Genomic DNA, 3050 nt, shown 5'->3' with positions numbered 1-3050 from the left:
TCATGCCCTGGCCCCGGTCCACTACGACGGCGCACCCGCGAACTGGAACCGTGCCCCGACCCAGTGGGGTACCGATCTGCCGAACTGGGCCTGAACGGGAGCAAGAGGCACGGCCGAGCCGTTGTGGCTTTTGGTCTCACCTTGGCTGGACCCCCTTCACGCCAGGAGGACCCGTTTCCGGAGGAGTGAGAAGCCAGCTCGGCCGTACATCTGACGCTTGATCATTTTGATCCGGTTGACATGGCCTTCAACGATCCCCGAGTTCCAGGGCAGGGTGAGACCCGCGATGACGGCGTCGAGATCACGTTCGAGGCCGTTGACGAAGGTGTGCATGCTGGGCAAGTCGTCGGTTCGGACCGCCGCCATCCATTCGCGGAGTCGACCACCCTGGAGCTGAGTGAGCATCTGGGCGAAGGCACGAACATGCCTGGTCAAAGCGTCCAGTTCAGGGCAGTGCACCAAAACAGACTTGAGTTTGAGCCGTTCAGTCTCCGGGAGGGCATCCGGGTGGGTGAGGATCCACCTGTTGACCGTCCGAGGTGTGGGTGGGCGTGTGTCCGTCGGCGTGGGTCCACGGAAGGAGCGAAGATGTGCGCGCACGCTTCCGTATCCGCCGGCGTATCCATGCTCCTTGATCTCCTCCCAGAGGGTCCACGCGTTCGTGCATCCCTCGGCCCACCGTTCGTGCAGGTACGGCTTGAAGTCGTCGAGTTTCGTAGGCCGGTTCTGCCACTGCCCATGAAAGAGGTCCTCCGGGGCAGCGGCGTCGGGAGGCGTTTGACCGTCCGGTGAGTCATGTGGAGCTGGCGGCCGATGCCTCGCCTGCTGTGGCCCTCGGCCAGCAGCGCGTGCACGATTGCGTGCTTCTCACGAGTGCGGTCGGCGAACCGGTGCCCCGAAGGCCACGGTGACGTCGTCGACCCATCGGCTGACTGATGAGCCTTGGCGGACTCCTGGCGTGGCAGAGTGAACGGTACCCGCAGGCAGGCCCGATGCCGCGACACGCACCGCTCGGCGGCCTCGCCGAGGTTGTGCCAGAGGTGAAATCGGTCGGCGACCTGAAGGGCGGTCGGTGCCCCGGTTCTGGCGCCTTCGGCGAAGAACGGGGCACGGTCGCGGCAGATCACCTCGATCCCAGGGCGTTCGCTGAGCCAGGCTGCGAGCGTCGCCGATTCACGGTTCGGCAGCAGGTCCACCGGCCGGCCGGTCTCGACATCGACGAGCACGGTCCCGTACACCCGGCCTTTTCGCATCGCGTATTCGTCGACGCCAAGCACACGCGGAGTCCGTGGTCGCGGGTCCGGAAGGGCCTCGACCAGCCGCAGAACCGTGCTGCGGCTGACCGAGATCCCGAAGACATCCGCGATGCGGGCGCCAGCCCGGCCGGCGAGCGCCAGGCCCACCTCGGCCAAGGCCGATCTCAGCCGTTCGGTCCACCGGCTGTGCCGACGCGTCAGCCCCGGGACCTGTTCGGCGAACGTCCGCCGGCCGCACGAAGCAGCCACGCAGATGAAGCGACGAACACGCAGGCACAGCACCACACGGCGCCCCACGCTCGGCAGATCAGCAGGAAACCGCAGATAGGAACCATGCACCCGGGTCGACCAAGCTCCACAGCCCGGACACACAGCTCCAGTGGCCCGGCATCTGACCCCAATACGAATCACCTCGTCGTCTTCATTCACCGACACCACGGCAACCTCTGGAGCCGACAGGAACAGCAACTCCTCCAAGCGGAGCAGAACCTCGTTCACAGCCGAGAACTGTCAGCCACGGCAGCAATCCCACGGCTGTTTTCGGGCGACCTCCTGAGAGCCGCCATCAAGATCAACCGTCACGTAGAGTGGGCGCACCACAGAAAATGATCCAGAACCCGAGTTCGGGAGGCGTCTATTCGAGGTGGACGGCTTTGTGGTGCGTGCTGGCCGGTGGGGTGACTGGGCGTGGGCGTGGGAGATACAGCGCAAGGCTCGAGAACGAGAACGACAGCGCGAAGCCGACGAACGGGCACGGGCAGAGATGCGCCAAGCCGCCTAACGGAAACTGGCCGAAGACAAGGAACGCGCTCTCCGCGAAGCACGCACAGAGAAGATGGCGAAGCTCGCCCCGGCCATCCGAGGAGCGTTGAAGAAGGCATCCCGCGAGGGCCGCACGACCACATGGCCGGAACTCCAGCAGAAGACCGGCCTGCGCCAGCTCAGCAGCCTCGATCACATGGACAAGGTCGAACTGCTCGTCCTGGTCGAGAAAGACACCACCCCCCATGACCCCCTGTGGTCCACCCTTCTCACCGCAGCCCGGCGACAGCGACGCGCTACGCCTCCACCGTTCCGTCTCCCATCGCCTCAATCGCCCTTCGCCCTCCAGCGACGCGGGACTCATCGACCAACTCGCCATCGAGGGGAACCGGCTGCACCGACAGCGGTAACTGCGCAGGCCACACCTGACGGCAGCAGCCCGCACCGTCTGCCCCGCCCTGATCAGCGAGTGGAAGATCCCTCAGCCTGCGCTGGCATCGGTCGTGGACTCGGTCCGAGAAGCGGCCGCAGTCCGGACATGCAGCGCTGGCAGCGCGGCCTCTCGCCATTACCTCGACCGTGCCGAACACGGCCGTAACCGCCTCGACATTCACATCGTCAATCCCGTCGAACACCAGCGAGTCCCAGAGCGGCGCATCGGTCTGCATGACCAGCACCATCACCGTCCACAACCGACCGCAGCAGCGATCGGCAGACACCTGAGGGAGCGTCAATTCTCATCGTGGGACGACAAGGCGTACGCGGCCTCACGCCACCCAGCCCCTCACAATCGAACACCAAGGTGACGCTCCGCGACCGCTCCTCAAGATCTGTGCCAGAACCTGGAACTCGTGAACAAACCCACAGGACCGAGGGGCGAGCGAGCAGCAGCTACAGGCGATCGCCGTCGAAGGGCCGACATCGACTACGTCCAGCTGGAGTTCTGAGGCCCCGCACGATCACGTCCGGGGCTACTGCTGGTGAGCCGATGCACGGTAGGTGTCACAGGCAGGCTTGTTGTCACCGGTGCGC

At 65.4% G+C, this 3050-nt stretch carries 4 protein-coding genes; all 4 read right to left on the bottom strand.

Going from position 1 to position 3050, the window contains the following annotated elements:
* Nucleotides 1–156: 156 nt before the first annotated feature.
* The gene (locus ACFWSK_RS37575; protein WP_383796635.1) at nucleotides 157–519 is read right to left on the bottom strand and encodes a transposase; all 363 of its coding nucleotides are present in this window, start codon (nucleotides 517–519) and stop codon (nucleotides 157–159) included.
* Nucleotides 432–1595 carry an ISL3 family transposase gene (locus ACFWSK_RS37570; RefSeq protein ID WP_383796633.1) on the bottom strand — a complete coding sequence of 388 codons (1164 nt, stop codon included), beginning with the start codon at nucleotides 1593–1595 and terminating at the stop codon, nucleotides 432–434. Before ACFWSK_RS37570 ends, ACFWSK_RS37575 begins: the two co-directional genes overlap by 88 nt.
* A gap of 295 nt (nucleotides 1596–1890) precedes the next feature.
* Entirely contained in the window at nucleotides 1891–2265 is a 375-nt protein-coding gene (locus ACFWSK_RS37565; RefSeq protein ID WP_383796630.1) for a hypothetical protein, read from the bottom strand.
* A gap of 49 nt (nucleotides 2266–2314) precedes the next feature.
* Entirely contained in the window at nucleotides 2315–2737 is a 423-nt protein-coding gene (locus ACFWSK_RS37560; protein WP_383796627.1) for a hypothetical protein, read from the bottom strand.
* Between the last annotated feature and the right edge of the window lie 313 nt (nucleotides 2738–3050).

Source organism: Streptomyces sp. NPDC058620, from assembly GCF_042717135.1.
Lineage (GTDB): Bacteria > Actinomycetota > Actinomycetes > Streptomycetales > Streptomycetaceae > Streptomyces.
This window is presented reverse-complemented; position numbering and strand designations above follow the sequence as displayed.

Excerpts from the sequence above, each read along its gene's own strand:
- ACFWSK_RS37565 (WP_383796630.1), bottom strand. The coding sequence starts at position 2,265 with ATGGGGGGTGGTGTCTTTCTCGACCAGGACGAGCAGTTCGACCTTGTC.